Below are 13,220 nucleotides of genomic sequence, written 5' to 3'. Positions count from 1 at the left end.
TGTCCTATGGCTGGTACACCAATAGCGGTGGGGTTTGCTTCAGACGCTCGCTGTACTGCTTGCGGCGGCGCCAGAGCTCAAGGCGGTCGTGGTTGCTCTTGTTGCCGGTCCCGGCCACGATCTGGGCTCGGGGCTTGCGTTTGCGCTTGTCCATAGCGATCTCCTGTCGTGCTTCAGGCATCACACCCACCGGATGCGATCTCGGAAGCAGCCGGGACCGAAGCCCCGGCGCGTCTGTTCACGCTGCGTGCTGTGCTGGGTACAAAGTCCCGTTCTTAGGGACTCCCGGCAGGGAGTGCGCAGTCGAGCAGCCTTGCAGCTGGCCGGTCCTACCGGCGTTGAGTGAGAAGCTTGTAGCCCGCCCTGTACCTCGGTTTCCCGGGGGATCTCACTGCGGGGATCTATGTCTGTTAAAGAGCGGTGGGCAGCAACCCGAAGCGGGCCAGTGGTCGCTGTGCTTAACCGCCTCTGCGGTTGCTGCCCTGTAGCGATTAATCACGCTACGTATTCAGGTTATTGCGAGTTAGCGGGTATGTCAATACGTAACGTTGTTCTAATCAGTAAAAAATAACGCTATGTGTTTGATGGTGGCGTGGAACGCCAGAGGCTGCGCGGCCTGCGGGTTTATATGCGGTGCAGTTAAATGAGCGCGGCGGGTAGTGGTGTCGTATCCTTCCCTGGAAAATCACCAAAAAGGAGGCAAGGAGTGAAGGATCAGAGAATCAAGGTGCGCGCGGCTGGCCTGGCGCTGGCGGCATTGATCGCAACCGGATGCGCGACGTCGAACTATTCCAGCGGGACGGACTTTAATAGTGCGAGCGTTGCGCGGATACAGAAGGGGTACACGACCGAGGCGGATCTGGTACGCATGTTCGGCCAGCCGTATATGAAGTCTCCAATATCAGCAACCGATGAGAAGTGGATCTACACCTATGCTGAAGGGTCTGCCAAGGCGAGCTACAACCTGATCACCTCGACGGTCAAAACAAGCGGCTACCAGAAGACGCTGGATGTACTGTTGAGCAGCGGGGTGGTGGTGAACTATACGTTCACCCAGGGGGCTACGCCGGCCGCAGTGGGTACCAGTTACTGATCGACCAAAACGAAACCTGCCGCCCGGCGGGTTTCTACTTCAAGCGCCCGGCCAGGGCCTCCATGACAGTCACGACGCAGGCACGCCGCTCTTCCAGGATCGCACGGTACAGATCAACCACAGCGCGCTCTGGCGGAGTGAGGCTGGCCGAATGGTCCCGGCCTGTCAGGTAATATTCCATCGTGATACCCAGCACGTCACACAGTCGCTGAGCGGTGTCCAGTGAGCGCGGCTCGCGGCCTCGCTCCCATTCCCGATATGTGGATTCCGATACATGAATCGCGTCTGCGACCTGGGCGCGGGTCAGTCCTTTTGTTTTGCGGGCAGCGCGCAGGCGGTCATGTTTGGTCATGCGTCAATTTTAGGCTGCAGGAGTGCAGCGTTTAGCGCTCTAGCGCCCCAATAAGCGTACAGCCAGTGGGGTATTGCAGCGCACTTTTGACACAGCGACCATGACGGTCAGTATAGTGCAGGCGCCGCGCAGCGCACCAAAACAGGGTTTGCAGCAGGTGAGTAGACTTACTCTGTGTAATGGAATTTTATTCAAAGCTACTGTATGTTTATACAGTACTGTTGGCTCATGGAGGCGGGGTAGTGAAGGAACGCGCGTCAAATATCATCCACCTGGACAGCCAGGCCCGGAAGGTTCACGAGGGTATGCGTCTGCTCGAGCAGCGCGCCACAATAGAAGCTATGCCCAGTGGTAGCGAGATCAAGGGATTGAAGCTGGCGGCATGGAAGGCCGACTTCCGCGAATATGCCAAGCGGCACGGCCTAATGGGGGATTAGTTTACTGCTTCAAGGATGGGCAACAGATCATTCATGTGCAGATCTGTTGCCGAGCGATGACGGCGAATTGAGTCGTTATAAAGCGCAATCGCCATGCGCGCCTTCTGCGTTGGCGTGAATTTACAGCCTTCTTCCTGCTCAACCTCCAGAATCATTTCGATCACGTGGCGCATCAGCGCGATGTCTGTGATCAGCCCGTTTGAATCCTCATCGAAAAACCATGACATGCTTCGGCTGACGGCCTTAGCGATGATCTGAAGATCCTGCACTGACGGCGATCGCACACCCCGTTCGTAGTTTCCGATCCGGCCTTGACCCGCCTCAAACTCGCACATCTCTGCAAGCTCGCGCTGGCTCAGTCCGGCCGATTCCCGGGCAATTTTGATTTTTTCGCCAATCGTATTCATAGCCGCATTTATAACACGCTGCGTAGTATTTCGATAAATACGTCTTGTTCTTTAAAAGCACGTGACGTATTGTTTAGGGGATTGGAATCCTACGGTGAACGGTATGAACAAGTTGAAGCACTACCGGAAAGAGAAGGGGCTGACGCAGACGCAGCTTGGCGCACTGCTGAAAACGCCAATTTCTCAGGGCGCGGTTGGCCATCACGAAACTGGCGCGCGCACACCTGACGTTTATGTCGCGGCCGAGTACGCGGCAATTCTGGGGGTGTCGGTGGAAGAGCTGTTCCCGGCACCTGAAATGACCACGGCGGCCTGATCGTGCCTGAGTTGTTGTGCGCATGGCATCACCTCCCCATTAGGTGGGTGGTCGTTCCGAGAGCATAGCAACGCTCCGTGTTGCATAACCTCAGCATAACCAGTTGACGCCACGAAAAAGCATGTAAAGGGAACGCCCGGCAATGGACCACATTTACTCCGCCATCAGCAGCACCGTTCACGACTCCAGCAAACCGGCAAAGGCGTTGGCCGTCGAGATCGGTATCGGCCACCAGGTACTGCTGAACAAAGCCAATGAGGCCTGCGAGCACAACAAGCTGAATGTCCACGAAGCTGTCGCCCTCATGAAGGCCAGCGGCTCGACCCGCATCCTGGAAGCGATGGCCATGGAAGTGGGCGGGGTTCAGGTGCTGGCCACCGGCGCAGAAGAATCCGGCTGCTTGATGATGGCGACGATTAAGGCCGCCAGTGAGCACGGCGATGTAGTGCGCGCCGTGGAGACCGCCATGGCTGACAAGCGCCTGACCGCCCGCGAACGCGAGAAGTGCCACCACGAGATAGACGAAGCGATCAGCGCCCTGATGACGCTGCGCAAGGCGGTAACCGATTACCAGTAAGCCTGTTGTGCGGTTTTCCAGCACGGCCGCATAACCCTGACCGTTTAACCGCGGTCCTTTTTATACCCTGGCTCGCTGCATCCCTTCCAGAGAGCCTTCCCCGGTTAACGCCGGGGCTTTTTACAACCAAGCAGGAGTTATCGATGGAAAACCAGCACCGCAAGATCAAAGGGTATCGCGAACTCTCACAGGAAGAGATCGACATGATGAACAAGATCAAGGAGAAGGCGGCGGAAGTTGGCGACCTCTGCGACGAACTGGCAGCGCTGCAGGGTGACAGCGCTGCGGATCAACGGTGGTTCAGCATTGGCCGCACTGATTTGCAAAAAGGCTTTATGGCGCTGACTCGATCAATCGCAAAGCCGGATTTCTTCTGAGGCTGCCATGAACATCGACACCGGACAGATTCACCACTTCGATTCAGAAGAAGCGCTGCGGGCGTTTAAGAAGGATTTGGCTCAGCGTGACCAGCGACTAGTCGAGCTATCCGATCACGAAGCCAGAACCCTAAAGCCTATGTCGAACGGTCGGCGCAAGAACTGGATGCGCAATCAGCCCTGCCCGTGCGGCAGCGGTAGCAAGTTCAAGAAGTGTTGCTGGTCTAGTTACAGCTAAGCAGTGGCGACCTGCGGCGTCGTAGTTGACCGCAGGGCTCTTTGTAGAGCGGTTCGGGAAACTCAATCAGCGATCTCTGTGCCGATCCTGCCGAGCTTTCAACTAGACCGAACCGCTCCACAAAGCGCATCGCGACAGGGCTTTGACGATCTCTTAGTCCATTAAGCTCAGCCTGCTGGATGGCCCAGTTAGAGCCCTGTCGGATGCGGTGAAACATCGCGTTAACCGGGTAACTGTCGCGTCCGGTCGCCGCATTTAAAACCGAACACCCAAAAGAAAACCCCCGAAGCGGAAGTGCTGGGCAGCACGCAACGGGGGTTCCCAAGAGAGAGGTCATTATGCACCAGACAGCGCAGATACTGCAATTCGATAGGGGTCGTATGGAGCACGACGAGACGCCCGATACGGGTTACATCAAGCTCTTTCGCACGCTCCAGGAGTGTGCGTTTGCGCATCGTCCCGAGTTCATGTCGACCTGGGTGCACATCCTCCTGATGGCCTCCCATAAGCCGCACAAGACCATGCTGGGCAATCAGTCGGTCGTGCTCCAGGCGGGCCAGTTTATCTCCGGTCGCAAGGCCCTGGCGCAGATCGTCGGCACCACCGAGAAAACCATGCGCGGCATCCTCGATTACTTCGTCGACGAGGGCATGCTGACCAAGACCAGCAGCCGCGCCGGCACCGTTTTTACTGTATGCAAATACAGTGAATTTCAGGAAAAACGGGGCCAAGCAGGGCCAACGGTTTCGGGCCAAGCAGAGGGCCAAGCAGAGGGCCAAGGCAATCCCAGCAATGGCGCGGCCTCCAGCAATATCGGGGCCAAGGAGTCGGCCAACAACGGGGCCACAAAAGGGCCAAGCAAAAGGGCCACTATACAAGAAGACAAGGTAAAGACTAAAAGCAAAGAAAAGAGCAACGCGCGTGAACGCGCTCCGCGTGTGAAATTCGATGCGGAATCCTTCAATCGATTCTGGTCGGCCTATCCGAACAAAACCAGCAAGGGGCAGGCTGAAATAACATTCAGCAAACTCAACCCCGACGAAACCCTGACCAACAAAATCCTAACCGCACTCGAGGCGCAGGTCGCGCACCGGGCTGAGGCGAAGGCTGCGGGCCAGTGGATGCCGCAGTGGAAGAACCCAAGCACCTGGCTGAACGGCAAGTGCTGGGATGATGAATTGCAGCCCATTGAGACGCCTCAACCTAATCGCCGCCCGACCCCCAGCTTCGACCAGGTGGATTACTACAGCGGCGCGGAGGGCTTCGACCATGTTTGATACCGTTCGCACAGAACCCCGCCACTGCGAGAAGCACGACCTGGACTGGACGCTGGAAGTCACCAAGTTCTGCGGCCGCGAGATCGAAAACAACTGCCCGCAGTGCCAGGCCGAGATCGACCGCGAGCGCGATGAGCGTGATCGCGACGCCCGGGAGCAGGAATTCCGCCGCAACCGCATCGAGCACGAGCGCCGGATGCTGGAGCGCCGTCTGTCGGCCAGCGAGATCCCGGCGAAGTACCAGACCCGGACCTTCGCCAACTACCGAGCCAAGGACGAGGGTCAGGTCCGCGCACTGACCGCCTGCCAGCGCTTCGCGGACAACTTCCACGAATTCCAGCGCACCGGTGCCGGCTTGATCATGACTGGCCGCCCCGGGACCGGGAAAACCCATCTGGCTTGCGCTATTGCCAACCAGCTCATCGGCCAGGGCCATACCGCCGTGTTCATCACCGTCTCGAAGATGATCCGCAAGATCCGCGAGACCTACCGTCGCGACTCCGAGCACACCGAGCAGCAGGTCATCGACTCCCTGCGTGACGTCGATCTTCTGATCATCGACGAGGTGGGCATCCAGCGCGGTACCGAGTCCGAGGAGCATCTGCTGTTCGAGGTGCTGAACGAGCGCAACAGCGTCTTCGCCCCGACCGTACTGCTGTCGAACCTGACCGCCACCGAGATAAAGGCCTTCATCGGCGAGCGCGCCATGGACCGCCTGCGCGAGGGTGGCGGCAAGCTGGTCGTGTTCGACTGGGACAGCTATCGCGGCCAGGTGGTCGACGATGATGGTCTGCCGTGCGCTGACCAGGTGAAAGCGCCGGCGAGCCCGCGGCCGCTTCCGAGCAGTGACTGAGGGAGAGTGACATGGATATCCGAACCGAAATCAAAGTGCCGGTCGAAGACTTCCCGCTGATCATTGGCCTGCGCGCCGGCGGCATGTCCTGGGATGAGATTGCCGATAAGTGGGAAGTCGATCGCAAGTACCTACTGACAAGGCTGCGCCGCGCCGGGATTGATACCGCAACCGCCGGTATGCCGAACATGCCCGAAATCAAGTTGCGGTCGCTGCAGAACAACCCGGGCGAAGTCGATACCGCACACCTGATTCTGCCGTATGGCCGCACGCCGCTGGTTGTGATGCCGATCAACGAGTACGTCAAGCTGGCGGGGGAGGCGGTATGAGCGAGACCTATGTCGAACGATGCCTAATCGAGAACAACAAGCGGCTGGAGCGCGCCCTTCGCAAAGAGCGGGATATCGATCAGAGGCTCATGGATCTGCTGCAGAAGGGCATGCGCGCCGAGGCGGTAGAGGTGTTGGCGAAGCATCTGCGCGAGGTGGGGGAGTTGGATCGTGGCTGACATTCAAATCCGCATAGATGGCGCCGAGGATCTGGTTCCGCAGATGAACCGCGTCTGGGAACTGGTGAAGAAAGGCCTGGCTGGCGGCACGGTGATTGTCACCCTGGGGCGCCAGAAGCGCAGCCTGAGCCAGAACGCCAAGATGTGGCCCATGCTGACCGACCTGAGCAACCAGGTGGAGTGGTATGGCGAGAAGCTGAGTCCGGAGGACTGGAAGCACGTCATGACTGCCGGACTGGTGAAGCAGCGCGCCGTGCCGGGCATCGAGGGCGGTTTCGTGGTGCTGGGTGTCTCGACCAGCAAGATGAAGAAAGAGACCTTCAGCCAGCTGATCGAGCTCATGTATGCCTTCGGCGCCGAGCAAGGCGTGAAATGGAGCGAGTCGGCGATGCGGGCGTATGAGCAGTATCGGGAGGCCACCAATGCAGCGTAAAGCCGGCCAAACCCGCGGCCCGAACGCAGCCGAGAAGCGCTTTCTGGCATGGGTAAAAGAGCAACCGTGCGTGATCTGCAAACAGCCGGGGCCATCAATCGCAGACCGCCATGGAGATACTAGCTATGGGTAAGTCGAACTCAAGAAATATCAGCGACGGCGATGTATTCGGAAACTACACAGTCGTGTCGGCGTACTTTGAGAAGCGCTACGGAAAATGGCACCACCGGTGCCAATGCTCATGCGGAGTCGTCAAGGCGGTGCAGGGCGGCCACTTACGTTCAGGTGCGTCGACAAGTTGCGGGTGTGTAAGGAATGAACTGATTTCGAGGAGCAAAACAAGGCATGGCGGTGTCGGCACGAGGACGTATCAAATCTGGAAGGGCATGAAGAATCGGTGTTTTAACCAGAACGATATTGCTTATCCAAGATACGGTGGTGCTGGTATTTCCGTCTGTGATCGTTGGGCGAATGATTACCAGGCATTTTTCGATGATATGGGAGAGTGCCCTGATGGTCTGACGCTTGATCGCATCGATGGCGCTCTCGGTTACTGCAAAGAAAACTGCCGATGGGCAACCGACAAGCAGCAAGCTGAGAATCGATCGACAAGGAATGGATCGACGGGCGTAAAGGGAGTGCGAAAGCACGGCAATAAGTTCCGAGTCGATATTTGCCACAACTACAAGCAGATCTACATCGGTCTATTCGACAGCTTGGATGAGGCTATCAGGGCCAGAAGGGCGGCAGAGATCAAATATTGGGGGTCGAACAATGCGGCGTCGCCCAACTAAACAAAGCCCAGGGCCGACCGCCCTGGAGCGAAAGTTCATGTCATGGGTGAAGCAGCAGGCGTGCGTCGTTTGCCAGAGTTGGCCCTGTGTTGCTCATCACTGTGAGGGTGCCACATGGGCGCACAACAAGGTTAAGTGCGGCCACTGGTTCATCTTGCCGCTTTGCGAATTCCACGACGGCGTGGTGACGCAGGGAAGTCGGCGCGTCTTTCGGGAGCGGTTTGGGACACAGGCGGACCTGTGGCTTGAACTGATCGAACAGGCACCGATCCTGCCGCCGGCAGAGGTGGTCGAGGCTGTTCAGGACTGGGGGAGGTAGGGCATGAACGACCTGGCACAGATCACTAGCGCCACGAACCCGCGTTATTTGGCGTACCTGCGGGCTGGCGGCACTGAAGGAGAGTCGTTCTCCTACATGCAATTCATTGCCGCCATGAAGCGCGCCTTCCCCGGCACGCAGCCTGTGCCCGGCATGGGCGATAACCACGGCGTGATCGTCGACCATGAGGCGTTTACGGCGTTCATCGAGGCGACGGTCGCTACTGGTCGCGTTTATCAGGCGAACGGCGGGTGGGAGGTTGAGGCATGAACTGGGAATACATCATAGGCGGCATCGTACTGGTGATCGCCGCCATCGTCTGGGCTGAGATCAAAGGCATGGCGGGTCGGGATGATGACGGTGAATGGCCTGACGACGGGGGTGCTGCATGAACAGGTCTGCGATTGAGGCGATGCGGTTTGCCATTCAGGCGCATAGCGGGCAAGTGCGTAAGTACACCGGCGAACCGTACTGGAAGCATCTAGCTGAAGTGGCCGGAATCGTTGCGACTGCGACCGGCGAGCAGCACATGATCACAGCAGCATGGCTCCATGACGTGGTTGAAGATACAGAGGTCAGGCTTGCAGATGTTCACGACAATTTTGGTTATGAGGTGGCGCGCCTTGTATCTGGCCTGACCGATGTGAGCAAGCCCGCCGATGGCAACAGGGAGCGACGCAAGGCGATCGATCGACTGCACATCGCTAACGGCTGCCACCGAGTGCAAACCATCAAATGTGCCGACCTGATTTCGAATACTGGCAGCATCGTCGTCCACGACAAGGAGTTTGCGCGCGTGTACTTGAAGGAAAAGCGCGCGCTGCTGGAGGTAATGGATAAGGCTGACCCTGATCTGCTGGCCGCGGCATGGAAGGTCTGGGCTGATGCTGTCGCTTTGCTGAGTGGCGAGCGGTCTGATGATGGGGGTGCTGCATGATCGAGCAAGTCATACCAATCGCATTCGTGCTTGCCATAGGGTGTTTATTTGCCTACATGGCGGCCTTCGCGCTCGGCGTCCTGCCCGCCAACAAGCGAGCCAGACCGGAAGCACTCAAGCCGGTAGCCGTGACGAACGAGCATCACGCGGAATTCGCCAGCAGCACACTCTCAATGCTCAGGCTGCAGCAGCAGGAGCAGAGCAGGCTGGTCGCAGAGAACGAGGAGCTTCGTGCTCGGATTAACCGCGTCGAAGAGTGGTTGGCGAAGGTAGAGGCCAAGGTTGACGGAGGTGCGGCATGATCGATATCGGCATATTCACAGCAGGCGACCGCGTGGCCATTACCCGGGCCCTGTTCGAGGCGCAGAGTGAAGCCGCGGCAATGGATCTGCTCAAGATCGCGCAGAAGATGGGCATCACCCGCGAGGATCTGACGGAAACTTGCGAGCGTCTGGAGCGGGATCTGGGGCGGGGTGCGCGGGCCGCAGTGGCGTGGGTGGCGAAACGGCTGGAGCGAGCGGCATGAGGCAGGCAAGGAAGGCGCGACCAAGGCCAAGACAGACGCCTGGCGCCATGAACAAGACCGAAGCTCGGTACCAGTCCGAGGTGCTTGAGCCTGCTGTCGCCGCCGGCACTTACCGCAGCGCTCGATTCGAGGCGGTCAAGCTGCGCCTGGCTGATCGGACGTTCTATACCCCGGACTTCCAGGTGGTTAACGACGAGACGGGCGAGATTGAACTGCACGAGGTGAAGGGCTACTGGGAAGACGATGCTCGCGTGAAGATCAAGGTCGCCGCGGCCCAGTTCCCGGAATTTCGATTCATCGCCGTTCAGCATAAGAAGGGTGAATGGATCAGGGAGGCCTTCTGATGATCCGCCTGTGGTGTGCCTGGTTCCGGTTCTGGGGCTGGCTGCCATCTGAGCGGCCGGCCCCGGAGCGTCCGGCGGCAAACGCAGACGAGGTCGACCAGAAGGTGGTCGACGTCGACTTCGTAAACAAGCAGCGGAGGAAGCCATGATCGACTCAACGTTCCTTGTGGTTCTGACGGCCTGCGCCATCGGTCTCGGCGCCATGATCGGCGGCGTGGTGGTGTGGAGGCATGAACGCAAGGAGGTCAACACGCTGCGGCGCAGCTGTGAGGTGCTTTCGAGAGGGCTGGCTGACTCGGTGCGCAAGCCGATCAAGTCGGAAGGGTGCGAACAGGCTTACCGGTCAATCAGAGAACAGGCATAAGGAGAGGCGATCATGAGCGACAGTAAGCGCGTAGAGAAACTGGTCGAGGTCTATCTGGGCTGGCTGCTCAGCACGGACGCAGAGGCTGGCTGGCATCAGCCGCGGGACTATCGCGGGGACGTGCGACTGCCGGGCGGCGGCGGATACGATCAAGCCGACGTGAAGATGATCAATGAGATCCGTTGGCTGCGCGAGCCACACGCGCTGCTGCCGCTGGCTAAATCGCTGATCGGTCGGCTGAATCCGAAGCACTCCATTCCTCTGATCGTGCACCACCGGTATGCGGGCACCATCAACCCGGCGACGGGGCGGTATTGGACGGATAACGCCATCGCGCTGGAACTGGGCGTCAGGCTGAAGCAATACCGACACCGACGCTACCATGCCATGGTCAAGCTAGGGCAGTGGCTGCGAGAGGCTGAGGGGGCTAAAGTAATTTCCGGAGACAATGAAGCAGCGGCGTAAAGGTGATTTTAATGGGAATGAGTTATTTTTTTAGATTGCCAGTAAGGCCTGACGATCGCATCGATGATGAGGGGCGAACGCATAACTGCCTGCGGGACGCGAAGGGGTATTCGCTAGATGATGAAGAAGACTTCGCCGCCGCTGCCTTCGCTATTAACCACCATGATGATCTGGTCGAGGCGTTGCGCATTGCTGTTGGTAGCATTGAGGAAATTTGCCAAGAGCGCGGTGTGCCAAAACCAAACTCAACCATCGACCGCTGTAATCGGGTGTTAGCTGAGGCTGATCGGGCAGTTGAATCCTGTACACCCAAACAGCCTGAATAAATTACCAGTGTAAACTGGACGAAACACGGAACATTCGCTATCCTTTTTGCTATCTTGGTCAGCACTGACCGTAGCAGAAACCCGCCACCTCCCGGCGGGTTTTTCGTTTCCGGCCTGCCCGGTTCCGAGACTGCGCAAAGGCCCGCCCAGCGCAGCACAATCAGCCCGCACTGTTTCGACAGCGCGGGCTTTTTGTTGGAGGTTCGCATGCGTCACGAGATCCTCGACATCATCGACGAAGCCATCGACGGCGAACTGCCCGATCTGGACTTCGCCATCTTTGAAGCGGACGACATCGAAGACCTGCGCGCCTGCCATCCCGAACTGATCGGCGACGAAACACCGGTCGAGCTCAATTTTGACCCGGCCAGTATTCAGGGCCTGTACGTCGCCCAGTACCGCGGCGTTCCGCTGTACCAGACCACCATGAGCCCGGAAGAGTGGAGGGCGGTATGAACGACCTGACAACCGAAGAGCTTGGCCGCATCCTCAACTGGTACCGTCTGGCTGAGTTATCGTTCGCCACTCTGGAGTCAGACGACGAGCAGCTGCATGAGCGTCTGTCTGAGACCTACGAAGAGCAGATCGAACTGGACAGCCTCGACATGAACGACTGCGGCGACGCCTGCAAGCTGTAATCCTGCCGTGAGGCACGCGCCACCCGGGGCTCTCCGGGACTGAATAACCGCCATCCGTGAGGAGCGCTATGCAACGCAAAACCTGGCTCGCCATAGCTCTGACCGCTGTGGCGGGATTCGAGGGGGTGCGCACGGCGGCTTACTGGGATCCATATGGCAAAGTGCCCACCATCTGTTTCGGTCGCACGACAGATGTGCAGATGGGCGACACGGCCACCATGGAGGAGTGCAAGGCATTCCTGACAGATGAGATCGTCGAGTTCGGCCTTGAGGTCAGTAACGCCACAACCGTTCCGCTCTCCCATGAAGAGCAGGCGGCTTATACCTCCTTCGCCTACAACGTCGGCATCGGCAACTTCAAAAGCAGCACACTGCTGCGCAAGCTCAACGCAGGTGACCGTACAGGCGCCTGCAACGAGCTCCCGCGCTGGGTCTACGCCCAGGGCATGAAACTCCCCGGCCTGGTCAATCGACGCGCTGAAGAGCGCGCGCTGTGTTTGTCCGGAATTCAGAAGGACAGCCAGTGATGATGATCACCAAGGACCAGGTCATGAGCTATGGCACATACGTCGGCGCTGGCGGCACCGGCTATGTCGCCCAAAAGGTCGGCGACGCAGAGCCGAAGGCCAGCTGGGCGGCTCATATGATCACCGACATTGCGGCATGGTCGGCGATGGACTACCTCACTGCCGGCTGTATGGCGCTTGGCGCTATCGGCGTACTCCATCGTATGTATGTGGATTGGTCGCTGCATCGCGCTCGCAAGCGTCACGAGCGCAAGCTGGCGGAGAGTTACCAATGGCCAAGCAAGTAAGCCACCTCGAACTGGCGCACCTCTGCAGCCGGGTTTACGACGCGCGCGGGCCTGAGGTTCGCTCCCGTCACGAGACGGATGTGCTGATCGAGGATCGCGGCGACGTCATCATCCTGGCCGTCCGTGGTACGGAGTGGAGCAACGCCTGGCCGCGGAACTGGTCCTGGGAAGGCTTGAGCAATCTGCGGGACGTTGCCCGAGACCTATGGTTCTTCCCCTGGAAGGATCCGGTCAGCCGCACCTGGGTGCACAGTGGTTTCGGTTGGTCCGCCCTGACCTGGTTCCGCCGGTACCGCACCACGCTGCAGAAGACGAATACCCGCTACATCGTGACCGGCCACAGTCTGGGCGCCGCTATCGCGCCCCAACTGGCCCGTATGATGAAGCTGCACGGCTGGCAGATCGACGAGGTGGTGCTGTTCGGTGAGCCGGGCGGCCACTACTGGGGTAGTCGCGACAACTACGCTGCGCTCAATATTCCGACGACGTCATACCGCACCCGTTGGGATTGGATACAGGCTGCCGGCTACGGCCGCACCGTACCGCGCACGATCCTTGAGACTGAGGGGTTGGGCCCGCGGGAGAGCCACCAGATTGAGGCCTACGTCGAGTCCATGGCTGCTCAGGAACTGGTGACAGCATGACGACGCGCGAGCACTGCAACGCCCTGCGCATGCAGATCTGGGATCTGGAAGACCAGCGCACCCAGCTGATGCTGATGGCGCCGGAGGTTCGGAACGAATCGAAGATCCTGCAACTGGCCGCCGAGATCGATCGGCTGGAGGCTGAGATCAAGCGGGTGCGGGAAGCGTAACGATTGGCCTG

At 58.9% G+C, this 13,220-nt stretch carries 31 protein-coding genes; 28 read left to right on the top strand and 3 right to left on the bottom strand.

Going from position 1 to position 13,220, the window contains the following annotated elements; genetic code table 11:
* Positions 1 to 4: 4 nt before the first annotated feature.
* The gene (locus IEX85_RS23140; RefSeq protein ID WP_188863013.1) at positions 5 to 154 is read right to left on the bottom strand and encodes a hypothetical protein; all 150 of its coding nucleotides are present in this window, start codon (positions 152 to 154) and stop codon (positions 5 to 7) included.
* Between the two features lie 552 nt (positions 155 to 706).
* Between IEX85_RS23140 and IEX85_RS23135 the strand changes: the two genes are divergently transcribed.
* Positions 707 to 1,093, top strand: a complete 387-nt coding sequence (locus tag IEX85_RS23135) for a hypothetical protein (RefSeq protein WP_229722082.1) — start codon at positions 707 to 709, stop codon at positions 1,091 to 1,093.
* Between the two features lie 34 nt (positions 1,094 to 1,127).
* On the opposite strand, the gene IEX85_RS23130 is transcribed toward IEX85_RS23135, so the two are convergent.
* On the bottom strand, positions 1,128 to 1,445 hold the full coding sequence (locus IEX85_RS23130; RefSeq protein WP_188863012.1) for a helix-turn-helix transcriptional regulator: 318 nt from the start codon (positions 1,443 to 1,445) through the stop codon (positions 1,128 to 1,130).
* Positions 1,446 to 1,687: 242 nt separating this feature from the next.
* Here IEX85_RS23130 and IEX85_RS23125 point away from each other — a divergent pair, with 242 nt between their 5' ends.
* Positions 1,688 to 1,882, top strand: a complete 195-nt coding sequence (locus IEX85_RS23125) for a hypothetical protein (protein WP_188863011.1) — start codon at positions 1,688 to 1,690, stop codon at positions 1,880 to 1,882.
* Here the strand turns inward: IEX85_RS23125 and IEX85_RS23120 are convergent.
* Positions 1,879 to 2,289: a helix-turn-helix domain-containing protein gene (locus IEX85_RS23120; protein ID WP_188863010.1), complete on the bottom strand. Its 411-nt coding sequence runs from the start codon at positions 2,287 to 2,289 to the stop codon at positions 1,879 to 1,881. The two genes, IEX85_RS23125 and IEX85_RS23120, sit on opposite strands and share 4 nt — an antisense overlap.
* 103 nt (positions 2,290 to 2,392) lie before the next feature.
* On the opposite strand from IEX85_RS23120, the gene IEX85_RS23115 reads away from it, so the two are divergent.
* The 26 genes from IEX85_RS23115 to IEX85_RS22995 all read left to right on the top strand — a co-directional run bounded on the left by IEX85_RS23115 (position 2,393) and on the right by IEX85_RS22995 (position 13,209).
* Positions 2,393 to 2,605 carry a helix-turn-helix transcriptional regulator gene (locus IEX85_RS23115; protein ID WP_188863009.1) on the top strand — a complete coding sequence of 71 codons (213 nt, stop codon included), beginning with the start codon at positions 2,393 to 2,395 and terminating at the stop codon, positions 2,603 to 2,605.
* A gap of 142 nt (positions 2,606 to 2,747) precedes the next feature.
* Positions 2,748 to 3,182 (top strand): phage regulatory CII family protein, encoded by a 435-nt coding sequence (locus tag IEX85_RS23110; RefSeq protein ID WP_188863008.1) that lies wholly within the window; start codon positions 2,748 to 2,750, stop codon positions 3,180 to 3,182.
* A gap of 143 nt (positions 3,183 to 3,325) precedes the next feature.
* The gene (locus IEX85_RS23105; protein ID WP_188863007.1) at positions 3,326 to 3,559 is read left to right on the top strand and encodes an Acb2/Tad1 domain-containing protein; all 234 of its coding nucleotides are present in this window, start codon (positions 3,326 to 3,328) and stop codon (positions 3,557 to 3,559) included.
* A 7-nt stretch (positions 3,560 to 3,566) separates the two neighbouring features.
* The gene (locus IEX85_RS23100) at positions 3,567 to 3,797 is read left to right on the top strand and encodes an SEC-C metal-binding domain-containing protein (RefSeq protein WP_188863006.1); all 231 of its coding nucleotides are present in this window, start codon (positions 3,567 to 3,569) and stop codon (positions 3,795 to 3,797) included.
* A gap of 380 nt (positions 3,798 to 4,177) precedes the next feature.
* Positions 4,178 to 5,074 carry an LvrA C-terminal domain-related protein gene (locus IEX85_RS23095; RefSeq protein WP_188863005.1) on the top strand — a complete coding sequence of 299 codons (897 nt, stop codon included), beginning with the start codon at positions 4,178 to 4,180 and terminating at the stop codon, positions 5,072 to 5,074.
* Positions 5,067 to 5,927, top strand: coding sequence for an ATP-binding protein (locus tag IEX85_RS23090; RefSeq protein WP_188863004.1), 861 nt, complete (start codon positions 5,067 to 5,069; stop codon positions 5,925 to 5,927). The genes IEX85_RS23095 and IEX85_RS23090 overlap by 8 nt, the downstream gene beginning before the upstream one ends.
* 11 nt (positions 5,928 to 5,938) lie before the next feature.
* Positions 5,939 to 6,256: a hypothetical protein gene (locus tag IEX85_RS23085; RefSeq protein WP_188863003.1), complete on the top strand. Its 318-nt coding sequence runs from the start codon at positions 5,939 to 5,941 to the stop codon at positions 6,254 to 6,256.
* Positions 6,253 to 6,435 carry a hypothetical protein gene (locus IEX85_RS23080; RefSeq protein WP_188863002.1) on the top strand — a complete coding sequence of 61 codons (183 nt, stop codon included), beginning with the start codon at positions 6,253 to 6,255 and terminating at the stop codon, positions 6,433 to 6,435. The genes IEX85_RS23085 and IEX85_RS23080 overlap by 4 nt, the downstream gene beginning before the upstream one ends.
* On the top strand, positions 6,428 to 6,868 hold the full coding sequence (locus tag IEX85_RS23075; protein ID WP_229722081.1) for a recombination protein NinB: 441 nt from the start codon (positions 6,428 to 6,430) through the stop codon (positions 6,866 to 6,868). Before IEX85_RS23080 ends, IEX85_RS23075 begins: the two co-directional genes overlap by 8 nt.
* A 125-nt stretch (positions 6,869 to 6,993) precedes the next feature.
* Entirely contained in the window at positions 6,994 to 7,662 is a 669-nt protein-coding gene (locus IEX85_RS23070; RefSeq protein WP_188863001.1) for an AP2 domain-containing protein, read from the top strand.
* Positions 7,589 to 7,981 carry a DUF968 domain-containing protein gene (locus IEX85_RS24290; RefSeq protein WP_444543284.1) on the top strand — a complete coding sequence of 131 codons (393 nt, stop codon included), beginning with the start codon at positions 7,589 to 7,591 and terminating at the stop codon, positions 7,979 to 7,981. Before IEX85_RS23070 ends, IEX85_RS24290 begins: the two co-directional genes overlap by 74 nt.
* Positions 7,982 to 7,984: 3 nt before the next feature.
* A complete protein-coding gene (locus IEX85_RS23060) occupies positions 7,985 to 8,251 on the top strand; it encodes a hypothetical protein (protein WP_188862999.1) in 267 nt (88 codons plus the stop codon).
* A complete protein-coding gene (locus tag IEX85_RS24165; protein ID WP_268238112.1) occupies positions 8,248 to 8,373 on the top strand; it encodes a hypothetical protein in 126 nt (41 codons plus the stop codon). The genes IEX85_RS23060 and IEX85_RS24165 overlap by 4 nt, the downstream gene beginning before the upstream one ends.
* Positions 8,370 to 8,918: an HD domain-containing protein gene (locus IEX85_RS23055; RefSeq protein ID WP_188862998.1), complete on the top strand. Its 549-nt coding sequence runs from the start codon at positions 8,370 to 8,372 to the stop codon at positions 8,916 to 8,918. The genes IEX85_RS24165 and IEX85_RS23055 overlap by 4 nt, the downstream gene beginning before the upstream one ends.
* Positions 8,915 to 9,220 carry a hypothetical protein gene (locus IEX85_RS23050; protein WP_188862997.1) on the top strand — a complete coding sequence of 102 codons (306 nt, stop codon included), beginning with the start codon at positions 8,915 to 8,917 and terminating at the stop codon, positions 9,218 to 9,220. Before IEX85_RS23055 ends, IEX85_RS23050 begins: the two co-directional genes overlap by 4 nt.
* Positions 9,217 to 9,444 carry a hypothetical protein gene (locus tag IEX85_RS23045; protein WP_188862996.1) on the top strand — a complete coding sequence of 76 codons (228 nt, stop codon included), beginning with the start codon at positions 9,217 to 9,219 and terminating at the stop codon, positions 9,442 to 9,444. The genes IEX85_RS23050 and IEX85_RS23045 overlap by 4 nt, the downstream gene beginning before the upstream one ends.
* A 47-nt stretch (positions 9,445 to 9,491) precedes the next feature.
* Positions 9,492 to 9,788 (top strand): PDDEXK family nuclease, encoded by a 297-nt coding sequence (locus tag IEX85_RS23040; RefSeq protein ID WP_229722080.1) that lies wholly within the window; start codon positions 9,492 to 9,494, stop codon positions 9,786 to 9,788.
* 145 nt (positions 9,789 to 9,933) lie between these two features.
* A complete protein-coding gene (locus IEX85_RS23035) occupies positions 9,934 to 10,152 on the top strand; it encodes a hypothetical protein (protein WP_188862994.1) in 219 nt (72 codons plus the stop codon).
* Between the two features lie 12 nt (positions 10,153 to 10,164).
* A complete protein-coding gene (locus IEX85_RS23030; protein ID WP_188862993.1) occupies positions 10,165 to 10,617 on the top strand; it encodes a hypothetical protein in 453 nt (150 codons plus the stop codon).
* 11 nt (positions 10,618 to 10,628) lie between these two features.
* Positions 10,629 to 10,943 (top strand): hypothetical protein, encoded by a 315-nt coding sequence (locus IEX85_RS23025; RefSeq protein WP_188862992.1) that lies wholly within the window; start codon positions 10,629 to 10,631, stop codon positions 10,941 to 10,943.
* A 207-nt stretch (positions 10,944 to 11,150) separates the two neighbouring features.
* Positions 11,151 to 11,399: a hypothetical protein gene (locus IEX85_RS23020; protein WP_188862991.1), complete on the top strand. Its 249-nt coding sequence runs from the start codon at positions 11,151 to 11,153 to the stop codon at positions 11,397 to 11,399.
* Positions 11,396 to 11,581 carry a hypothetical protein gene (locus IEX85_RS23015; protein WP_188862990.1) on the top strand — a complete coding sequence of 62 codons (186 nt, stop codon included), beginning with the start codon at positions 11,396 to 11,398 and terminating at the stop codon, positions 11,579 to 11,581. Before IEX85_RS23020 ends, IEX85_RS23015 begins: the two co-directional genes overlap by 4 nt.
* A gap of 68 nt (positions 11,582 to 11,649) precedes the next feature.
* Positions 11,650 to 12,108: a lysozyme gene (locus IEX85_RS23010; protein WP_188862989.1), complete on the top strand. Its 459-nt coding sequence runs from the start codon at positions 11,650 to 11,652 to the stop codon at positions 12,106 to 12,108.
* Positions 12,108 to 12,395, top strand: coding sequence for a hypothetical protein (locus IEX85_RS23005; RefSeq protein WP_188862988.1), 288 nt, complete (start codon positions 12,108 to 12,110; stop codon positions 12,393 to 12,395). The genes IEX85_RS23010 and IEX85_RS23005 overlap by 1 nt, the downstream gene beginning before the upstream one ends.
* Entirely contained in the window at positions 12,380 to 13,039 is a 660-nt protein-coding gene (locus tag IEX85_RS23000; protein ID WP_188862987.1) for a lipase family protein, read from the top strand. Before IEX85_RS23005 ends, IEX85_RS23000 begins: the two co-directional genes overlap by 16 nt.
* Positions 13,036 to 13,209 carry a hypothetical protein gene (locus IEX85_RS22995; RefSeq protein ID WP_188862986.1) on the top strand — a complete coding sequence of 58 codons (174 nt, stop codon included), beginning with the start codon at positions 13,036 to 13,038 and terminating at the stop codon, positions 13,207 to 13,209. The genes IEX85_RS23000 and IEX85_RS22995 overlap by 4 nt, the downstream gene beginning before the upstream one ends.
* Positions 13,210 to 13,220 lie beyond the last annotated feature (11 nt).

The sequence above is a fragment of the Marinobacterium nitratireducens genome, from assembly GCF_014645375.1.
Classification (GTDB): domain Bacteria; phylum Pseudomonadota; class Gammaproteobacteria; order Pseudomonadales; family Balneatricaceae; genus Marinobacterium_A; species Marinobacterium_A nitratireducens.
The sequence above is the reverse complement of the archived record's forward strand: the minus strand, read 5'-3'. Positions and strand labels throughout refer to the sequence as shown.

Coding starts and splice junctions, on each gene's coding strand:
- IEX85_RS23070 (WP_188863001.1), top strand. CDS start 6,994: ATGGGTAAGTCGAACTCAAGAAATATCAGCGACGGCGATGTATTCGGA.
- IEX85_RS23130 (WP_188863012.1), bottom strand. CDS start 1,445: ATGACCAAACATGACCGCCTGCGCGCTGCCCGCAAAACAAAAGGACTG.
- IEX85_RS23010 (WP_188862989.1), top strand. CDS start 11,650: ATGCAACGCAAAACCTGGCTCGCCATAGCTCTGACCGCTGTGGCGGGA.
- IEX85_RS23050 (WP_188862997.1), top strand. CDS start 8,915: ATGATCGAGCAAGTCATACCAATCGCATTCGTGCTTGCCATAGGGTGT.
- IEX85_RS23020 (WP_188862991.1), top strand. CDS start 11,151: ATGCGTCACGAGATCCTCGACATCATCGACGAAGCCATCGACGGCGAA.
- IEX85_RS23115 (WP_188863009.1), top strand. CDS start 2,393: ATGAACAAGTTGAAGCACTACCGGAAAGAGAAGGGGCTGACGCAGACG.
- IEX85_RS24290 (WP_444543284.1), top strand. CDS start 7,589: ATGAGGCTATCAGGGCCAGAAGGGCGGCAGAGATCAAATATTGGGGGT.
- IEX85_RS23040 (WP_229722080.1), top strand. CDS start 9,492: ATGAACAAGACCGAAGCTCGGTACCAGTCCGAGGTGCTTGAGCCTGCT.
- IEX85_RS23095 (WP_188863005.1), top strand. CDS start 4,178: ATGGAGCACGACGAGACGCCCGATACGGGTTACATCAAGCTCTTTCGC.
- IEX85_RS23090 (WP_188863004.1), top strand. CDS start 5,067: ATGTTTGATACCGTTCGCACAGAACCCCGCCACTGCGAGAAGCACGAC.
- IEX85_RS23000 (WP_188862987.1), top strand. CDS start 12,380: ATGGCCAAGCAAGTAAGCCACCTCGAACTGGCGCACCTCTGCAGCCGG.
- IEX85_RS23005 (WP_188862988.1), top strand. CDS start 12,108: ATGATGATCACCAAGGACCAGGTCATGAGCTATGGCACATACGTCGGC.
- IEX85_RS23110 (WP_188863008.1), top strand. CDS start 2,748: ATGGACCACATTTACTCCGCCATCAGCAGCACCGTTCACGACTCCAGC.
- IEX85_RS23105 (WP_188863007.1), top strand. CDS start 3,326: ATGGAAAACCAGCACCGCAAGATCAAAGGGTATCGCGAACTCTCACAG.
- IEX85_RS23055 (WP_188862998.1), top strand. CDS start 8,370: ATGAACAGGTCTGCGATTGAGGCGATGCGGTTTGCCATTCAGGCGCAT.
- IEX85_RS23085 (WP_188863003.1), top strand. CDS start 5,939: ATGGATATCCGAACCGAAATCAAAGTGCCGGTCGAAGACTTCCCGCTG.
- IEX85_RS23080 (WP_188863002.1), top strand. CDS start 6,253: ATGAGCGAGACCTATGTCGAACGATGCCTAATCGAGAACAACAAGCGG.
- IEX85_RS22995 (WP_188862986.1), top strand. CDS start 13,036: ATGACGACGCGCGAGCACTGCAACGCCCTGCGCATGCAGATCTGGGAT.
- IEX85_RS23035 (WP_188862994.1), top strand. CDS start 9,934: ATGATCGACTCAACGTTCCTTGTGGTTCTGACGGCCTGCGCCATCGGT.
- IEX85_RS23140 (WP_188863013.1), bottom strand. CDS start 154: ATGGACAAGCGCAAACGCAAGCCCCGAGCCCAGATCGTGGCCGGGACC.
- IEX85_RS23120 (WP_188863010.1), bottom strand. CDS start 2,289: ATGAATACGATTGGCGAAAAAATCAAAATTGCCCGGGAATCGGCCGGA.
- IEX85_RS23030 (WP_188862993.1), top strand. CDS start 10,165: ATGAGCGACAGTAAGCGCGTAGAGAAACTGGTCGAGGTCTATCTGGGC.
- IEX85_RS24165 (WP_268238112.1), top strand. CDS start 8,248: ATGAACTGGGAATACATCATAGGCGGCATCGTACTGGTGATCGCCGCC.
- IEX85_RS23060 (WP_188862999.1), top strand. CDS start 7,985: ATGAACGACCTGGCACAGATCACTAGCGCCACGAACCCGCGTTATTTG.
- IEX85_RS23100 (WP_188863006.1), top strand. CDS start 3,567: ATGAACATCGACACCGGACAGATTCACCACTTCGATTCAGAAGAAGCG.
- IEX85_RS23015 (WP_188862990.1), top strand. CDS start 11,396: ATGAACGACCTGACAACCGAAGAGCTTGGCCGCATCCTCAACTGGTAC.
- IEX85_RS23045 (WP_188862996.1), top strand. CDS start 9,217: ATGATCGATATCGGCATATTCACAGCAGGCGACCGCGTGGCCATTACC.
- IEX85_RS23025 (WP_188862992.1), top strand. CDS start 10,629: ATGGGAATGAGTTATTTTTTTAGATTGCCAGTAAGGCCTGACGATCGC.